Source organism: Acidovorax sp. GBBC 1281, assembly GCF_028473645.1.
In the GTDB taxonomy this organism is placed as follows: Bacteria; Pseudomonadota; Gammaproteobacteria; order Burkholderiales; family Burkholderiaceae_C; genus Paracidovorax.
In genome coordinates this window covers 4,893,673-4,910,702 of sequence record NZ_CP097269.1, presented here as the reverse complement: position 1 = coordinate 4,910,702, position 17,030 = coordinate 4,893,673, and the positions used below count along the sequence as shown (strand labels likewise).

Genomic DNA, 17,030 nt, shown 5'->3' with positions numbered 1-17,030 from the left:
GCTGCCGCCGCGCCCTCAGATGGCGCTGGCCGCGGCGATGGGCACGCCGTTCGCATCCTGCAGCCGCGACACCATGATTTGGTCGATGCGGTAGCTGTCCACGTCCAGCACCTCGAACTTGTAGCCGCCCCAGTTCACGCTGTCGGTGCGCCGGGGCACGCGGCGCAGCATCACCATGAGGAAGCCGGCCAGCGTTTCGTACTCTTCGGCGTGGGGCAGTTCGTCCAGGTTCAGTGCGCGCAGCACGTCTTCGACCGGGGTCACGCCGTCGATGAGCCAGGAGTTCTCGTCGCGGCGCACGATCTGCTCCTCGTCCGCCGGGCCCATGACGAGGTCGCCCATCACGGTGCTCATCACGTCGTTCAGGGTGACGACTCCCACCACCAGGCTGTATTCGTTCACGATGACCGCAAAGTCTTCGTGCACTTGGCGAAACTGCTCCAGCACTTCGGACAGGGACAGCCGGTCCGGCACGATGAGCACCTTGCGCACCAGGCCTTCGTCGGCCAGCGAGATGGGCTGGTTGTTCAGCACGCGCTGGAAGAGGTCCTTGGCGTCCACGTAGCCGACCACGTGGTCGATGTCGCCGTCGCACACGGGATAGGTCGAGAAGGGCTCTTCCGCGATGCGCGCACGGATCACGGTGTCGGGGTCGTCGCGCAGGAAGTACGCGATGCGGTCGCGCTGCGACATGGCGCTGCCGACGGTGCGCGTGTCCAGCTCGAACACGTTCTCGATCACCTGCTGCTCCCGCGCGGCCAGCACGCCGGCGCGGGCACCGGCTTCCATCATGGCCAGGATGTCGTCGGAGGTCACCCGGTCGTCCCGCAGCGATGACAGCCCCAGCATGCGGAACAGCAGGTCCGCGCTTCGGCTGTAGAGCCAGACCACGGGCCGCAGCACGGTCATCAGCAGCTTCATCGGCGCCGACACGCGCAGGGCCAGGCGTTCGGGATTGGCCATGCCCAGCCGCTTGGGAAACAGGTCGGCCAGCAGGATGAACAGCGAGGTGATGATGGTGAACGACGCCAGGAAGCCCGCGGTCTCCGCCCGGGCGTTGCTCAGCCAGTAGGCGAACAGTTCGGTGAAATGGGGGCTGAGCGCGCCTTCGCCCACGATGCCACCCAGGATGGCGACGGCGTTCTGGCCGACCTGCACCACGGTGAAATAGTCGCCGGGCTGCTCCTGCATGCGCATGACGCGGTCGGCGCGGGTGTCGCCTTCGTCGGCCATCTGGCGCAGGCGCAGGCGGCGTGAAGCCGCCAGGGAGATTTCCGCGATGGAGAAGAACGCGCTGGCCACGATGAGGAGGCCGATAACGAAGAGACTTTGGGACAGGGTCATGGGACGGCAGGCGCCGCCATGATCGTGCTGTGCGCCAGCGTGCCGAGTGTAGCCGCCCTGCCGCGCGCCTTCGCGCGCCCGCACGCAGGGAATGCGAGCGGGCCGCGAGGGCGGTGGGGGCTAGCTCACTGCAGGAAGCCGATGCGCGATTTGCCGCCTGCGCTGCGCGGCAGGTCGCCCACTTCGACCGCGCTGCGGTGCTGCAGGCGTGCGTTGCCGAAGCCCGTCATCAGGGCGCGGCGCATTTCGCGCGGGGGCATCTGCGCGAGCAGGTCCAGCACGTCGGACTGCGGCTCGGGGTCGAGCATGCGGCCCCAGTCGTGGCCGTTGCGGATGCCCTGGTAGAGGTTGCGCGCGATGGCGCGGGCCTGCTCCGGCGTGGGCGCCTGCACCTCGAACACGTTCATGCGGTTGAGGATGGGGTCGGGAATGCCGCGCTCGTCGTTGGCGGTGGTGATCCAGATGACCTGGCTCGCGTCGATGGCGACCTCGGCGAACTCGTCGGTGAAGCTCTGCGCCGTGTCGTGCTCCAGCAGGCCATACAGCGCGCCCAGCGGGTCGTACTGCGCGTCGCTCGCGGCCTTGTCGATCTCGTCCACGACGATGACGGGGTTGGCGTATTCGCCCTCCACCAGCGCCTCGAACACCTTGCCGGGCCGCGCGCCCTTCCACTGCGAGGACGAGCCCGACAGCAGCCAGCCAGCGGTCATCGAGCTCATGGGCACGAGGTTCATGCCGGTGCCCAGCAGCTCGGCCAGGTGCCGCGCGAAGTGGGTCTTGCCGATGCCAGGAGGGCCCAGCAGCAGCATCGGCGTGACTTCGAGCCCGTCGCGGCTGTCCTGCGCCAGGGCCACGTGGCGCTTCACATCGTCGAGGACTTCGGTGAAGTTGGGTAATTGGTCGTAGAGATGGGCCATGTCCGGCACGCCGGAAGGCTTGACCTGGAAGCGTTCGGGCCCGCGTTCCAGCATGCGTTCGTACACCGCGCGCAGATTTTCGTATTCGCGCTGGCTGCCGCCGTCCTGCAGCCGCGTGAGCTTGCGCTCGACGTCGCAGGGGTGGAACACGTTGCGCAACTGGGCCACCGGCAGGCTCAGGGCCGGCGTTTGCGGAACAAGGCTGTGTGTCGTCATGGCGCGCTCCTGTGTGAGGAAGTCACGCACCCATTCAAGCACACAACATGCCCGGTCTCAACGGCGGAAAAACCCCGTCAACCCGCCCCTGTTGTTCCCATGCAAAAGGCCGCCCGGGGGCGGCCTTCGGTCGATGCAGCCGCCGGGGCTGCCGGCGTCACTCGCCCTGCGTGCCCAGCACCTGCTTGAGTTCGCCCGACTCGTACATCTCCATCATGATGTCCGAGCCGCCGATGAATTCGCCCTTGACGTAGAGCTGCGGGATGGTGGGCCAGCTGCTGTATTCCTTGATGCCCTGGCGGATCTCCGGGTCGTCCAGCACGTTCACCGTGGCCACGCTCTTGGGGTCCACGCCGCAGGCCTTCAGGAGCTGGATCGCGCGGCCCGAGAAGCCGCACATCGGAAAACTCGCGCTGCCCTTCATGAACAGCAGGATGTCGTTGGATTTGACGAGGGCGTCGATGCGTTGCTGGGTGTCGCTCATGGGTTGCTCCTGAAAGTGGCCGTGGATCGGCGGCAAGGCGTGATTATTTCACTGTCAGTCAAGGCTTTGGGGCGCTGCGGTCATCCGCGGGCGCTCTGAATCGGCAGCGTTACCGCTCAAGTGGGGACGGAACAAGGCTTTCCAATGCTGCAGAGGCGCTCATCCCGCGACCGGCCGGCGGCCGCCGGTACAGCGGGCATGGCCTGCCAGATCGGTTCGGCTTTGCACCTCGGCGAAGCCAGCCCTGCCCAGCAGCGCCCGCACGGCCCCGGCTTGGTCCCAGCCGTGCTCCAGCAGCAGCCAGCCGCCCGGCACCAAATGGGGCAGGGCTTGCCCCGCAATGGTGCGAAGGTCGTCCAGCCCGTCCGCGCCGCTGGCCAGGGCGTTCAGGGGCTCGTGCGTGAGCGCGGCCAAGTGCGGATCGTCCGCCGCGATGTAGGGGGGATTGGAGACGATGGCATCGAACACCGCGCCTTCCCCCAGGCCGGAAAGCCAGTCGCCCATCACGAAGCGCACGGGCAGGCCCAGCCGCTCGGCATTGGCGCGGGCCACGTCCAGCGCGGCGGGGCTGGCATCGACCGCCAGCACCTGCGCGTCGGGCCGCTGGTGCTGCAATGCGAGGGCGATGGCGCCGCTGCCGGTGCCCAGGTCGGCCACGCGCGGGGCGGCGATGGGCTGGAGCACCTGCAGCGCCCAGTCCACCAGGGTTTCGGTGTCCGGTCGCGGGTCCAGCACGCGGGCATCGACCTGCAGCGCCAGGCCGTAGAACTCCTTGCGGCCCGTCAGGTAGGCCACTGGCTGGCCGGCCGCGCGGCGCCGGCACAGCGCCAGGAAGGCGTCCATCGCCGGCGGGGGCACGGCGTCGGTGTCGTGCGCCAGCAGCCAGGCGCGGCCGGCCTCGGGGCGGCCGAGCGCGTGCAGCAGCAGCAGCTGGGCGTCGATGCGTGCCAGCCCCAGGGTGTGGGCCTGGCCCAGCGCCTGGGCCAGGGTCGGCGAGGCGTTTGCTATTGAATTTATAGCATCCAAGGCAATGAATCCTTCGGCATCGGGGCGATGGGGCTGCAAACCGATCAGGCCGTGGTTTCCAGCTCGGCCAGTTGCTCGGCCTCGCGCGCGTGGCGCAGGGCGTCCAGCACGTCGGCGAGGTCGCCTTCCATGATGGCCAGCAGCTTGTAGAGCGTGAGGTTGATGCGGTGGTCGGTCAGGCGCCCCTGCGGGAAGTTGTAGGTGCGGATGCGGTCGCTGCGGTCGCCCGAGCCGATCAGGCCCTTGCGCAGGGCAGCCTCCTTGGCGGCGCGCTCGCTGCGTTCCTTTTCCTGGATGCGCGCCTGCAGCACCTGCAGGGCCTTGGCCTTGTTGCTGTGCTGGCTGCGCCCGTCCTGGCATTCGGCCACGATGCCGGTGGGCAGGTGGACCACGCGCACGGCCGAGTCCGTCTTGTTGATGTGCTGGCCGCCGGCGCCGCTGGCGCGGAAGGTGTCGATGCGCAGGTCGGCGGGGTTCAGGGTGATGGCCTGGTGCTCGTCGGGCTCGGGCATCACGGCCACGGTGCAGGCGCTGGTGTGGATGCGGCCCTGCGTTTCGGTGGCGGGCACGCGCTGCACGCGGTGGCCGCCGGATTCGAAGCGCAGCGCGCCGTAGGCGCCGGACCCGGAGGGGCCGTCACCAGCCCCGGCCTCCACGCGCAGCACCACTTCCTTGTAGCCGCCGATCTCGTTCTCGTTGGCGCTCAGGATCTCGATCTTCCAGCCCACGTTGGCGGCATAGCGGGTGTACATGCGCGCCAGGTCGCCCGCGAACAGGGCCGACTCGTCGCCGCCCGTGCCCGCGCGGATTTCGAGGAAGGCATTGCGGGCGTCGTCGGGGTCCTTGGGCAGCAGCAGGCGCTGCAGCTCTTCTTCCAGCTGCGCCAGCTCGGCTTCGGCGGCGGCGATCTCCTCCTGCGCCATCTCGGCCATGTCGGGGTCGGCTAGCATCTCGCGGGCGCCGGCCAGGTCGGCCTCGCGCTGCTGGTGGCGCGCGTAGCGGCCGGCGATCTGCGTGACCTCGGCGTGCTCGCGGGAGATGGTGCGGTACTGCGCCATGTCGGACATGATGTCCTCGCGCGAGAGCAGGAAGTCGAGCTCTTCAAGGCGCTGCGCATAGCGCTCGAGCTGGGTTCTGAGAAAGGGCTTCATCGTCGGGGGAAAGAAATTGCTACGATTTTTGTAGCTGATAGCGCTAGTGGAATCTGCGCTGGGGGCGTTTTTGGCCTGATGGCAGGCCGCGCAGCCGCGTCGCTACAGGCCGGTCTTGCTTTGCGAGCGCAGGAACAGGCGCGAGACGGTCTGCGCCGTCTGGGCACGGGTCTCGGCGTCGCCGGCCCGCAGTTCGGCCAGGGTGCCGTGCAGCATCTTCTGCGTGAGGCCGCGCGACAGGGCCTCCAGCACCGCGTCCATGTCCTCGCCCTTGGCCAGCAGCTTCTTGGCGCGGGCGATCTCCAGCGCGCGCCACTCGTCGGTCTGGGCGTTGAGCTGCTGGATCAGCGGCACCACGCCGCCGGTGGGGCTGCGCTGGTCCATCCAGTGCATGAAGCTCTGCACGCCCGCGTCGATGATGGCCTCGGCCTGGGCCACGGCGGCCTGGCGGTGGGCCTGGGCGGTCTGCACCACGCCGGCCAGGTCGTCCACGGTGTAGAGGTAGATGTCCTCCAGCGCCTTGACCTCGGGCTCGATGTCGCGCGGCACGGCCAGGTCGACCATGAACATGGGGCGGTGGCGCCGCTTCTTGAGAGCCCGCTCCACGGCACCCAGGCCGATGATGGGCAGGCTGCTGGCGGTGCAGCTCACCACGGCGTCGAACTCGTGCAGGCGGTCGGGCAGGTCGGCCAGGCGCATGACCTCGCCGCCGAAGCGCGTGGCGAGCTTTTCACCGCGCTCCAGCGTGCGGTTGGCCACGGCGATGGCCTTGGGGTTCTTGGCCGCGAAGTGGGTGGCGGCCAGCTCGATCATCTCGCCCGCGCCGACGAACAGCACGCGGATCTCGGACAGGTCCTCGAACAGCTGGCCGGCCAGCCGCACGGCCGCGGCCGCCATGCTGATGCTGTGGGCGCCGATCTCGGTGCTGGTGCGCACTTCCTTGGCGACGGCGAAGCTGCGCTGGAAGAGCTGGTTGAGCGTGGTGCCCAGCGCGCCGGCGGTTTCGGCGGCGCGCACGGCGTCCTTCATCTGGCCGAGGATCTGCGCCTCGCCCAGCACCATGGAATCGAGCCCGCTGGCCACGCGGAAGGCATGGCGGGCCACCAGGCCGTCTTCCAGCGCGTAGGAGTGCGAGCGCAGCAGCGCGGGGCTGACGCCGCCGCTCTGGGCGAGCCAGCCCAGCGTGTGGTCCAGCGCGGATTCATTGCCGGCGCAGTAGATTTCGGTGCGGTTGCAGGTGGAGATGATGGCCGTCTCGACGCTGGGATGGCGGCTGGCGCCGCCCAGGGACTGGCGCAAACCCTGCAGCGTGGGCGCGATCTGATCGAGCGCGAACGCAAAACGACCGCGCAGATCGAGCGGCGCGGTCGTGTGGTTGATGCCAAGGGCCCAGACTGCCATAAGCGGCGATTATAAAATTGCCGGCCCGATGCAGGGGGCTATGCCTGTAATAGTCTTGATCTGGGTCATGTCCATGGATGCTTTGTCCGCCGTCAACCATCTGCTGAATTTCGTGCTGCCCGCATTTGCCGTGGCGCTGCTGCTGGTCGCCGGCTGCAAGGTCTTCCTGCGAAAGCGGGCGGCCACGCGCGGAACGCTGGCCCAACTGGGCGTGCTGTTCGGGGTGGGCTGCCTCGTCCTCGCGGCCGGTCTGGCGTGGTGGGGGCGCGACGGAAAGATGCTCACCTACGCGGCGCTGGCGGTGGGCTGCGCGACCGCGCAGTGGGTGCTGCTGCGCGGCTGGCGCTGAGAAAGACGCGCCCGGAAGGCCCGGGCCCTCAGCCCAGCTTGTGCCGGGTCTGCAGCAGGCCCACGCCCAGCGCCATGAAAGTGCCGCCCACGATGCGGTTGAACAGCTTGGCGCGCGCCACCACGTGGCCCTTCACCAGCGAGATCAGCACCACGTAGAAGGCGTGCGAGATCAACGCGCAGACGGCGAACGTCGTGGTCAGCAGCAGATACTGCGTGAACAGCGGCTCGCCGGGCACGATGAACTGCGGGAACAGGGCCGAGAAGAACAGGATGGCCTTGGGGTTGGTCAGCGACACGCCCAGCCCCTGCGCCACCAGCTGCCAGTTCTTGCGCTCGCGCCGCTGGGCGGGCGCCAGGCCGGCATCGCTGGCGATCAGCGCGTCCTGGCTGCGCCAGCGCTTGATGCCCAGCCAGATCAGGTACAGCGCGCCGACGACCTTCATCACCAGGAACGCGTTCGCCGACAGGCTGAGGATGGTGCCCATGCCGACCATCGCGAGGCCCGAGACGGCGAAGATGCCGGCCGAGCTGCCGAGCGAGCTGAACGCCGTGCGCCGCGCCCCGACATCCACCGAGTTCGACACCGCCAGCAGCACGGCCGGGCCGGGCGTGAAGCACATCAGCAGCGAAACGCCGCAGAAAACGAGCCAGTGGGCGAGGGTCATGGTGAGGGGCTTTCAGAGGCGGCGGACAAGCGGGTATTTTCGCCGAGCAGGGCCTGCCGTGAAGGGGGCTTTTGCGGGTAAGACCCCGTGCCGGGCGATGCAGGCCGGCCCTAAGCTGCGGCTGATCCCATCCAGACACAAAAGAAGGAGACTTTCGCATGCGCCTGCGCACCTGCCTGGCGGCCGCCACCCTGGCCTGCCTGTCCGTGGCCGCCCTGGCCCAGGGCTTTCCCTCCCGCCCCATCCGCATCGTGATCGGCTTTCCAGCGGGCGGGCCGCTGGACCAGCATGCCCGCCTGCTCACCGACAAGCTGCAGGCCGTGCTCGGCCAGCCCGTGGTGGTGGACTACAAGTCGGGCGCGGGCGGCACCGTCGGCGCGCAGGACGTGATGAAGGCGCCGCCCGACGGCCACACGCTGATGCTGGCCAACACCGGCGTGATGGTGATCAACCCGGCGCTGTACAGCCGGCTGCCCTACCAGACGCTCAAGGATTTCACGCCCGTCGCGCGCACCGCCATGCAGCCGCTCGCGCTGCTGGTCAACCCGAAGCTGCCGGCGAAGACGCTGCCCGAATTCATCCAGTACGCACGGGCCAAGCCGGGCCAGGTGAACTTCGGCTCAGCGGGCAACGGCGGCATCAGCCACCTGGTGCCGGAGATGTTCAAGACGGCCACGGGCCTGTTCATGGTGCACATCCCTTACCGCGGCAGCGCCCCGGCCTTCACCGACCTGATGGCGGGCCAGGTGCAGTTCATGGCCGAGAGCATTCCGCAGGCGGCCGCGTACCACAAGCAGGGCAAGGTGCGCGCCCTGGCCGTGACCAGCCGGCAGCGCAACCCGGCGCTGCCGGACGTGCCCACGGCGATCGAGAGCGGGCTCAAGGGCTTCGAGGTGGTGGGCTTCTACGGGTTTCTCGCGCCGGCCGGCACGCCCAAGGACGTGGTCGCCAAGCTGAGCGATGCGTTCGGCCAGGTGCTGCAGTCGCCCGAGGTGCGCGAGCGCATGGTGTCGCAGGGCGCCGATCCGGCCTTCCTGGGAGCGGACGCCTTCGCGGCCTTCCTCGCGACCGAAATGCCACGCTGGGCCACCGCCGTGGCCCAGTCGGGCGCGAAGCTGGATTGAGGCATTCGAGCCCAATCGGCCTCCAGCGCATGTTCCACTAGGGCATTGTGCTATTGAATTTATAGCTGATCGTTGCGGCCAGTGTGAGCGTGCCCCGGTCAGACCACCGTCGTACCCGGGCCGTTGCCGCCCTGGGGCTGCGGCACCGCCACGGTGGGCGAGGTCGGCGTGGGGTGGGTGAGCGACGTGGTCGCCGGCGGCGACAGCGCCAGGCCCGCGCTGCGCAGGTTGTCCAGGATGGTGAACAGCAGGTCGCTGCGCACGCCGCCCGAGTTGCGCGGATTGCTCACGTAGCCGATGGCCAGGAAGGTGAGCGTGCCGTTCAGGATGCCTTCGAGCTGCACGATGGGTTCGGGGTCTTCCATGATCCCTTCGTGGGCGTGGAAGGCCTGCAGGATCACCTCGCGCATGCGCTGCGCATCGGTGTCCAGCGGCGCGGGCAGGCGCAGCAGCACGCGGCCCGGCGCGCCGGTCAGCGTCATGTTGCGCACGGTCTTGGTGATGAACTCCGAGTTGGGCACGATCACGGTGGACCGGTCGCCCAGCTGGATCTCGGTGGCGCGCACGTTCACGCGGCGCACGTCGCCCTCGGTATCGCCCAGCACCACCCAGTCGCCCACCTTCACCGGCCGCTCGGCCAGCAGGATCAGGCCCGAGATGAAGTTCTGCACGATGGCCTGCAGCCCGAAGCCGATCCCCACCGACAGCGCGCTGGCCACCCAGGCGATGCGCTCCACGCTGATGCCCAGCGCCGCGAGCGCCGCGGCCACCACCAGCACGCCGCCCACGTAGCCCAGCAGCGAGACGATGGAGCTGCGCATGCCGGGCTCGAGCGACGTGTTGGGAAAGTAGCGGTCGCTCAGCCAGCGCTTGAGCACGCGGATGGCCACGAACCCCGCCGCCACCACGGCCAGCGCGGTGAGCAGGGCCTGGGGCGCGAGCGCGAAGTTGCCCACCTGCAGGCCGTTGTTGAGGCTGCTGCCGCGCCGGAAGACCTCGTCCGGCCCGGTGCCGAACGGCGCCATCAGCGCGATCACCATGTAGAAGAACAGCACCACGCGCAGCACGCCCGAGCCCAGCACGGCCGCCTGGTCGAGCAGGCCCGCGTCGATGCCCATGCCGGAATGCAGGCGGCGCCCGAAGCTGCCCTTGGACGACAGCACGGCCTCGCACACGTCGTCGGCCAGCTGGTAGAGCAGGTAGGCGGTGGCGAAGACGATGGCGCTCCACACCATCTGCCGCGCCAGCGTGCTGGCCAGGGCGACGAAGCCCAGCGCCACCAGCACCAGGGTCGCCACCGAGGCGAAGCCCGCGCAGGCCACGAGCAGGCCCACCCACAGCGGGCGCGGGGGCGCGGCAGCGGCCTCGGCAGGTTCGCTGCCGCCCTCCGCCGCGCCGTCCTTGGCCGCGGTGCGCGGGGCGTGCAGGTGGCGCAGGCAGGCGATGGCGATGAGCGCGACCAGCAGCGCCGTCACGGCCTGCGTCGTCACCTCGGCCGCGAGGCTGGCGCCCACGGCGGTGTTGATTTCAGTGATGAGTCCGCTGGTGATGGCGACCAGGGCGATCCACCAGGGGTAGGGGCTCAGCCGTCGCGCCAGGTCGTCCGACAGCGAAGGTAGCCGCCAGGAGCTGCGCCGGCGCGACAGCAGCGCGTGCCCCAGGCCGATGGCGAACGAGGCGAAGATGGCCAGGCGCACCGCCGTGCTGCCCAGGCCGTGCAGCCGGTCGCCGAGGTTGTCGCCCACGTCGACGCCGCTGAGCGCCAGTTGCGCCGCCAGCCCGATCAGCAACACGTGCACCACGACCGACACCGCCGCGAGCAGCGAGCGCCGCAGGCGCCCGGACGGCAGGCGCGTGGGCGCCACGCGCACCAGCACGCGCTTGGCCAGCCAGTTGCCCAGCACGGCCAGCAGCAGCGCGCCGGCCAGGCTGCCGAGGAAGGTGGCGCGCCGGGCAGGCTCCATCGCCCGCTCCAGGGCCTGGCGGATCTCGACCGCCAGCATTGACAGGCGGGCGGTGTCGGAGGGCCAGGCGTTGCGCAGCGCGCGCCAGTAGGTGGGGCCCAGCGGCGAGTCGATGCGGGCGGTCAGCGCATCCTGGAACTGCTGGCGGCGCTGGCGCACGAGGTCGGCGCTGCGCTGGTCGGCATCGACCACGATGAGGCGGGCGAGCTTGAGATCGGCGTCCACGACGGCGCGCTGCTTGGCCAGCCCGGCCCGCTGCTGCGCCACGTCGGGGGAGTCGGCGGGCGCGCCTTTCTCGGGCGACGGGCCGAGCCCGGCCAGGCGCGTGTCCAGGTCGGCCAGCTCTTCGGTGCGCTGCGCGACGAGCTGCTCGGCGGCCGTGCCGATGGCATAGACCTCGTTGACGCGCTTGCGGCCGTCGTCGTCCGGATCGAGCTTTTTCGGGACGGCATCGAGCTGCTTGCGCAGGTCGTCCACCGAACGGGGAGCCGGATCGCCGGCCCGGGGGGCCGTGGCGCTGGCGGCTGAGGCCGGGGCGGATGCCGCCGCGGTCCGGTCCTGCGCCGCCGCGGGGTGGGACAGGGCCAGGCCCACGAGCAGGCCGGCCAGCAGGGTTCTGAAAAAGGAGGGAAGCAAGGGCGAGTCCGTGCGTACAAGGACCCGAAAGCGTATCACTGCCCCGGGCTGAACAGGTCCACCCGGTCGGTGATGATGCCGTCGGTGCCCAGGTCGATCAGGCGCTGCGCGGCCCACTCGTCGTTCACCGTGTAGCTCAAGGCGCGCAGCCCGGCGCCTTTCACCTGGGCCACGGTCTCGGCGGTCCACAGCGCGTGGTTGCAGACGACGGCCACGCAGCCGAGCTGCTGCGCGGTGTCCAGCCAGCCGGCGCCCAGCGTGTCCAGCAGCAGGCCGCGCGGCAGCAGCGGCGCCGCGTCGCGCGCACCGGATAGCGCGCGCACCTGAAACGAGGTGAGCAGCGGCGGCACCGCGGCGCCCTGCCACAGGCGCGCGGCGTGCGCGGCGACCACGCGGCCGGTTTCCTCCTCGGTGCCGGGCGTGGGCTTGATCTCGATGTTCAGCAGGTGGCCGTTGGCCCGGCAAAAGCGCGCCACGGCGTCCAGCGTGGGCAGCGGCTCGCCGGCGTGGGCGCGCGAATGCCAGGCACCGGCGTCCAGGCGCGACAGGTCGCTCCAGGCCTGCTCGCCCGCCGTGCCCCGGCCGCAGGTGGTGCGCTCCAGCGTGGCGTCGTGCAGCAAAAAGGGCACGCCGTCGCTGCTGAGCTTGGCGTCGCATTCGAACATGCGGTAGCCGTGGTGCGCGCCCAGGCGGAAGGCGGCCAGCGTGTTCTCGGGCGCGAGCTTGCCGGCGCCGCGGTGGGCGATCCAGCGCGGATAGGGCCAGTCGGACGCGGAAATGGCAGGCGCAACGGCAGCAGCAGCGGAAGGGGCGGTCATGTCAGTGAACGAGGGTTGGGAATGCTGTCGCGGCGTTCGAAGCTGGCACGGCCCGAGCCGTCCGATGGCCGCGGAGCAGGCCGTGCCCGCAGGCGCCGGTGGCGACTGCGGGGGGCTTCATAGGCTTTCGCCGAACTTGAGCAGGTTGCCGTGCGGGTCGATCACGTACAGCTCGCGCATGCCCCAGGGCTGTTCGCGCGGGGGATCGACGGCCAGGCCGCGCGCGGCGAAGTCGGCATGCAGCGCGCGGGTGTCGCCCCGCACGTAGCAGGAGGTGTTCTCGGCGATGTGGCGCTCGGTGCAGAGCCAGAAATGCAGCTCGCAGCCGTCGCGCTCGGCGATGAGGTAGTCGCCCGTGCGCAGCCGGGGCACGAACCCCAGCCGGTCGGCGCAAAAGGCCGCGCTCTCGTCCAGGTCGAGCGAGGCCAGCACGGGAACGGTCGCGTGCACGAGCCGGGCCGGCGCGGGTTGGCGGCTCACGGGGCTGCTCACATCCGCTTGCCGGTGGCGGCGTCGAACCAGTGCAGGCGCGACGGGCGCGGCGCGACGTGGATGGTGTCGCCGGGCTGGGGCGAGTGCGTGCCTTCTTCCACGCGCACGATGAGGGATTCGCCGTTCATGCGGGCGTACACCAGGCGTTCGGCGCCCAGCAGCTCGACGGTCTCGACCTGCACGGCCCAGCCGGTGGCGCCGATGTCCAGGTGCTCCGGGCGGATGCCGAGGATCGCGCCCTGCTTGCCACCTTCCGCGTTCTTGAGCAGGTTCATCGGCGGCGAGCCGATGAAGCTGGCCACGAAGGTGGAGGCGGGGGAGTGGTAGACCTCCTCGGGCGTGCCGAACTGCTCCATCACGCCGCCGTTCATGACGATCATGCGCTGCGCGAGCGTCATCGCCTCGACCTGGTCGTGGGTGACGAACAGGCTGGTGATGCCCAGCTCGCGGTGCAGCTTCTGGATCTCCAGGCGGGTCTGCGCGCGCAGCTTGGCGTCCAGGTTGGACAGCGGCTCGTCGAACAGGAACACCTGCGGCTGGCGCACGATGGCGCGGCCCATGGCCACGCGCTGGCGCTGGCCGCCGGACAGCTCGCGCGGCTTGCGCTCCAGCAGGTGGCCCAGCTCCAGGATCTTGGCGGCCTTGTCCACGCGCCGCTTGATCTCGTCCTTGGGCACCTTGGCGATCTTCAGGCCGTAGGCCATGTTGTCGAAGTTCGTCATGTGCGGGTAGAGCGCGTAGTTTTGGAACACCATGGCGATGTCCCGCTCGGCGGGCTCGAGGTCGTTCACCACGCGCGGGCCGATGGCGATCTCGCCGCCGCTGATCTCTTCCAGGCCCGCGACCATGCGCAGCAGGGTGGATTTGCCGCAGCCCGACGGGCCGACGATCACGATGAATTCGCCATCCTGGATTTCGGCACTGACGCCGTGGATGACCGGGGTGGCCTTGGGGCCGGCGCCGTAGCGCTTGATGACGTTGCGAAGCGAGAGGGATGCCATATCTTTGGGATTCTTGTCAGATCGATCGGTGGTCGTTGACCGTTATTTCTCGGTGTCCACGAGGCCCTTGACGAACCACTTCTGCATGAGCATCACCACCACGGCCGGCGGCAGCATGGCCAGGATGGCCGTCGCCATGACGATGTTCCATTCGTTCTGGCCGTCTCCGCCGGCGATCATGCGCTTGATGCCGATCACCACCGGGTGCATGTCTTCGCTCGTGGTGGCCAGCAGCGGCCACAGGTACTGGTTCCAGCCGTAGATGAACTGGATCACGAACAGGGCGGCGATCGAGGTCTTGGACAGCGGGATCAGGATGTCCTTGAAGAACCGCATCGGGCCCGCGCCGTCCATGCGAGCGGCCTCCACCAGCTCGTCGGGCACGGTCAGGAAGAACTGGCGGAACAGGAACGTGGCCGTGGCCGATGCGATCAGCGGCACGGTCAGGCCCGCGTAGCTGTTGAGCATGCCGAGGTCGGACACCACCTGGTAGGTCGGGCCAATGCGCACTTCCACGGGCAGCATCAGCGTGATGAAGATCAGCCAGAAGCACAGGCCCTTGAAGGGAAAGCGGAAGTACACGATCGCGAAGGCCGACAGCAGCGAGATGGCGATCTTGCCGAAGGTGATGACCAGGGCCGACACCAGGCTGACCCACATCATGCGGGCCACCGGGGCCGTGGAGCCCGCGCCCGCATCGCGGCCGAACAGGGCGGCCTTGTAGGTCTCCCAGAAGTGGCTGCCGGGCAGCAGCGGCATGGGGGCCTGCACGATCTCCTGCGCGGTGTGCGTGGAGGCGACGAACGCCAGGTACAGCGGAAAGGCGACGATCAGCACGCCCAGCACCATGATCACATGGGCCAGGATGCCGGCGGTCAGGCGGCGCTCAACCATGGGCGGCCTCCATCGAGAAAACGCTTTGCGCCAGGCATTGCATCGGGCGTTGCATCAGTAGTTCACTTTCTTTTCGACATAGCGGAACTGCACCACGGTGAGCGCGACGACGATCAGCATCAGCACCACCGATTGCGCGGCCGAGCCGCCCAGGTCCATGGCCTTGAAGCCGTCGTAGTAGACCTTGTAGACGAGGATGGCCGTGTCCTTGCCCGGGCCGCCCTGCGTGGCCGCATCGACGATGGCGAAGGTGTCGAAGAAGGCATAGACCACGTTGATCACCAGCAGGAAGAACGTGGTGGGCGACAGCAGCGGGAACTGGATGGTCCAGAACCGGCGCCACGGGCGCGCGCCATCGATGGCCGCGGCTTCGATGAGCGACTTGGGGATCGACTGCAGCCCGGCCAGGAAGAACAGGAAGTTGTAGGAGATCTGCTTCCACACCGAGGCCATCACGATCAGCGTCATGGCCTGGCCCGAGTCGAGCAGGTGGTTCCAGTGGATGCCGACCTTCTCCAGGCCGTAGGCCACCACGCCGAGCGACGGCGAGAACATGAACACCCACAGCACCGCGGCCACGGCGGGCGCGACGGCATACGGCAGGATCAGCATGGTCTTGTAGAACATGGCCGCCTTGACCACGCGGTCGGCGAAGATCGCCAGCATCAGCGACAGGCTGATGCCGATGCCCGCCACCAGCACCGAGAACATGGCCGTGGTCTTGAACGACTCCACGTAGCTGCCGTCGTTGAAGAGCTGGCGGAAGTTGTCGAGGCCCACCCATTCGGTGGAGGTTCCGAAGGCGTCCTGCAGCTGCATCGACTGCACCAGCGCCTGGCTGGCGGGCCAGAAGAAGAAGACCAGGATGATGGCCATCTGCGGCGCAATGAGCAGCCAGGGCAGCCAGGCAGATTTGAAACGGACGCGTTTTTCCATGGGGCGGAAGGTTGGGAGAAATCGGCGCTTCCCAAAGCAAAAAGCAGATGGATGACCCATCTGCTTTTTACGGTTGGCGAAACGGTCAGTTTAAGCCGTATTACGACTTGTTCGCTTTCTGGAAGCGTTCCAGTTGCTCGTTTCCACGCTTGACGATCGTGTCCAGCGCTTCCTTGGCGGTCTTCTTGCCGGACCACACCTGTTCGAGCTCTTCGTCCTCGATCGCGCGGATCTGCACGTAGTTGCCCAGGCGGATGCCGCGGCTCTTGTCGGTCACCTTGCGGATCATCTGCGTCACGGCCACATCGGTGCCGGGGTTCTGCTGGTAAAAGCCCGACTTTTCGGTCAGCTCATACGCGGCCTTGGTGACGGGCAGGTAGCCGGTGCGCTTGTGGCTGGCCGACTGCACTTCGGGCGTGGAGATGAACTGGAAGAACTGCGCCACGCCCTTGTATTCGGCAGGCTTCTTGCCGGCCATGACCCACAGGCTCGCGCCGCCGATCACGGTGTTCTGCGGTGCGCCGGGCACATCGGGGTAGTAGGGCAGGGGAGCCAGGCCGTAGGCGAACTTGGCGTTCTTGGCCACGTTGCCGTAGAAGCCCGACGACGTGTTGATCATGGCGCACTCGCCGGACACGAAGCTGGCCTCGGGCACGTTGCCGCGGCCCTTGTAGACGAACAGGCCCTGCTTGGCCATGTTGGCCAGGTTCTCGATGTGGCGCACGTGCAGGGGCGAATCGACCTTCAGGCGCGCGTCCAGGCCCTGCAGGCCGTTGGACTTGCTGGCGAACTCCACGTTGTGCCAGGCCGAGAAGCTCTCGACCTGCGTCCAGTTCTGCCAGGCCGTGGTGAACGGGCACTTGTGGCCCGAGGCCTTGAGCTTGGCCGCCGCGTTGACCACTTCGGGCCAGGTGGCGGGCGCCTTGTCGGTGGGCAGGCCGGCCGCCTTGAAGGCGTCCTTGTTGAAGTAGAAGATGGTGGTGGAGCTGTTGAACGGGAAGCTCAGCATCTGGCCGTTGGGGGCCGTGTAGTAGCCGGCCACGGCGGGGATGTAGGCGGCCGGGTCGAACTTGGCGCCTGCGTCCTGCATCACCTTGCCCACGGGCACGATGGCGCCCTTGCTGGCCATCATGGTGGCCGTGCCCACTTCGAACACCTGCAGGATGTGCGGTGCGTTGCCGGCGCGGAAGGCGGCGATGGAGGCCGTCATGGACTCGTCATACGTGCCCTTGTAGGTCGGCACGATCTTGTATTCCTTCTGGCTCTCGTTGAACTGCTTGGCCAGGTCGTTCACCCACTCGCCGTTGACCGCGGTCATCGAATGCCACCATTGGATCTCGGTCTGTGCCTGCGCCGTGGCGCAGAGCGAAGCGGCGATGGCGGCAGCGGCCGCCAGGTGCTTGAATTGCATGAAAACTCCTCGAATCGATACGAAATGCACGAAGCGCCGATGGTAGGACGCATTTCGTGACACGAATATGTCGTTGTCGCATAGGCCCACGCAGCGATCAAGCGGGGAAACCCGTCGCGGCGCAGGGCCCCGCCATGGCCGCCAAACGGGCGCCAGCGTTGGCGATTTCGTGACAATTTCGTGACAGATCGGCGGTGAC

At 68.5% G+C, this 17,030-nt stretch carries 16 protein-coding genes; 2 read left to right on the top strand and 14 right to left on the bottom strand.

The window, feature by feature from the left end:
• Window positions 1-15: 15 nt before the first annotated feature.
• The 6 genes from M5C96_RS22970 to hemA form a co-directional block, all read right to left on the bottom strand.
• Complete coding sequence (locus tag M5C96_RS22970) at window positions 16-1,344, bottom strand: hemolysin family protein (RefSeq protein WP_272565502.1); 1,329 nt, start codon at window positions 1,342-1,344, stop codon at window positions 16-18.
• 125 nt (window positions 1,345-1,469) lie between these two features.
• The gene (locus M5C96_RS22965) at window positions 1,470-2,477 is read right to left on the bottom strand and encodes an AAA family ATPase (protein ID WP_272565501.1); all 1,008 of its coding nucleotides are present in this window, start codon (window positions 2,475-2,477) and stop codon (window positions 1,470-1,472) included.
• Between the two features lie 157 nt (window positions 2,478-2,634).
• A complete protein-coding gene (grxD, locus tag M5C96_RS22960; RefSeq protein WP_272565499.1) occupies window positions 2,635-2,961 on the bottom strand; it encodes a Grx4 family monothiol glutaredoxin in 327 nt (108 codons plus the stop codon).
• 159 nt (window positions 2,962-3,120) lie between these two features.
• Entirely contained in the window at window positions 3,121-3,969 is an 849-nt protein-coding gene (prmC, locus tag M5C96_RS22955) for a peptide chain release factor N(5)-glutamine methyltransferase (protein WP_272569824.1), read from the bottom strand.
• Window positions 3,970-4,031: 62 nt separating this feature from the next.
• Complete coding sequence (gene prfA, locus M5C96_RS22950; protein ID WP_272565498.1) at window positions 4,032-5,138, bottom strand: peptide chain release factor 1; 1,107 nt, start codon at window positions 5,136-5,138, stop codon at window positions 4,032-4,034.
• 102 nt (window positions 5,139-5,240) lie between these two features.
• Window positions 5,241-6,539 (bottom strand): glutamyl-tRNA reductase, encoded by a 1,299-nt coding sequence (hemA, locus tag M5C96_RS22945; RefSeq protein ID WP_272565496.1) that lies wholly within the window; start codon window positions 6,537-6,539, stop codon window positions 5,241-5,243.
• 73 nt (window positions 6,540-6,612) lie between these two features.
• Here hemA and M5C96_RS22940 point away from each other — a divergent pair, with 73 nt between their 5' ends.
• Window positions 6,613-6,888: a hypothetical protein gene (locus M5C96_RS22940; RefSeq protein WP_272565495.1), complete on the top strand. Its 276-nt coding sequence runs from the start codon at window positions 6,613-6,615 to the stop codon at window positions 6,886-6,888.
• 28 nt (window positions 6,889-6,916) lie between these two features.
• Here M5C96_RS22940 and M5C96_RS22935 read toward each other — a convergent pair whose 3' ends face one another.
• On the bottom strand, window positions 6,917-7,555 hold the full coding sequence (locus tag M5C96_RS22935; RefSeq protein WP_272565494.1) for a LysE family translocator: 639 nt from the start codon (window positions 7,553-7,555) through the stop codon (window positions 6,917-6,919).
• 158 nt (window positions 7,556-7,713) lie between these two features.
• Between M5C96_RS22935 and M5C96_RS22930 the strand changes: the two genes are divergently transcribed.
• Window positions 7,714-8,679, top strand: coding sequence for a Bug family tripartite tricarboxylate transporter substrate binding protein (locus M5C96_RS22930; RefSeq protein ID WP_272565493.1), 966 nt, complete (start codon window positions 7,714-7,716; stop codon window positions 8,677-8,679).
• A gap of 98 nt (window positions 8,680-8,777) precedes the next feature.
• Here M5C96_RS22930 and M5C96_RS22925 read toward each other — a convergent pair whose 3' ends face one another.
• The 7 genes from M5C96_RS22925 to ugpB form a co-directional block, all read right to left on the bottom strand.
• Window positions 8,778-11,252: a DUF3772 domain-containing protein gene (locus tag M5C96_RS22925; RefSeq protein ID WP_272569823.1), complete on the bottom strand. Its 2,475-nt coding sequence runs from the start codon at window positions 11,250-11,252 to the stop codon at window positions 8,778-8,780.
• Window positions 11,253-11,314: 62 nt separating this feature from the next.
• On the bottom strand, window positions 11,315-12,097 hold the full coding sequence (gene ugpQ / locus M5C96_RS22920; protein WP_272565492.1) for a glycerophosphodiester phosphodiesterase: 783 nt from the start codon (window positions 12,095-12,097) through the stop codon (window positions 11,315-11,317).
• Window positions 12,098-12,214: 117 nt separating this feature from the next.
• On the bottom strand, window positions 12,215-12,577 hold the full coding sequence (locus M5C96_RS22915; protein ID WP_272565490.1) for a bleomycin resistance protein: 363 nt from the start codon (window positions 12,575-12,577) through the stop codon (window positions 12,215-12,217).
• 8 nt (window positions 12,578-12,585) lie between these two features.
• Window positions 12,586-13,590, bottom strand: a complete 1,005-nt coding sequence (locus tag M5C96_RS22910; protein ID WP_272565488.1) for a sn-glycerol-3-phosphate import ATP-binding protein UgpC — start codon at window positions 13,588-13,590, stop codon at window positions 12,586-12,588.
• A gap of 42 nt (window positions 13,591-13,632) precedes the next feature.
• On the bottom strand, window positions 13,633-14,484 hold the full coding sequence (gene ugpE / locus M5C96_RS22905; RefSeq protein ID WP_272565487.1) for a sn-glycerol-3-phosphate ABC transporter permease UgpE: 852 nt from the start codon (window positions 14,482-14,484) through the stop codon (window positions 13,633-13,635).
• Between the two features lie 54 nt (window positions 14,485-14,538).
• Window positions 14,539-15,420 carry a sn-glycerol-3-phosphate ABC transporter permease UgpA gene (gene ugpA, locus M5C96_RS22900; protein WP_272565485.1) on the bottom strand — a complete coding sequence of 294 codons (882 nt, stop codon included), beginning with the start codon at window positions 15,418-15,420 and terminating at the stop codon, window positions 14,539-14,541.
• A 100-nt stretch (window positions 15,421-15,520) separates the two neighbouring features.
• Window positions 15,521-16,831 carry a sn-glycerol-3-phosphate ABC transporter substrate-binding protein UgpB gene (gene ugpB, locus M5C96_RS22895; protein ID WP_272565484.1) on the bottom strand — a complete coding sequence of 437 codons (1,311 nt, stop codon included), beginning with the start codon at window positions 16,829-16,831 and terminating at the stop codon, window positions 15,521-15,523.
• Window positions 16,832-17,030: the final 199 nt, after the last annotated feature.